This is a genomic window from Pseudomonas sp. SIMBA_068 (assembly GCF_046534705.1).
Classification (GTDB): domain Bacteria; phylum Pseudomonadota; class Gammaproteobacteria; order Pseudomonadales; family Pseudomonadaceae; genus Aquipseudomonas; species Aquipseudomonas putida.
Window position 1 is genome coordinate 1 of sequence record NZ_JAWRYI010001885.1, and the last position, 229, is coordinate 229.

The following is a 229-nucleotide window of genomic DNA, read 5'->3' on the forward strand; positions in this document are numbered from 1 at the left end:
GGACAAACTGCACACCCTCGGCCACCAGGGCGAGTTCTTCAAGGTCAAAGGCCCGCTGAACATCCAGCGCTCGCCCCAGGGCCAGCCGCTGATCTTCCAGGCCGGAGTGTCCGAGGACGGACGTAACTTCGCCGCCCAGAACGCCGATGCGATCTTCGTCAGCCCCGAGTCGTTCAGTGACGCCCGCGCCTACTACCAGGACCTCAAGCAGCGCGCTGCCAAGCATGGC

The 229-nt window shown here is 65.1% G+C and carries 1 protein-coding gene; it reads left to right on the forward strand.

Annotated features, from left to right (window positions below; translation table 11 throughout):
- Window positions 1-229: LLM class flavin-dependent oxidoreductase (locus SB756_RS36315; RefSeq protein WP_410914099.1), on the forward strand; the 229-nt coding region annotated here is incomplete at both ends.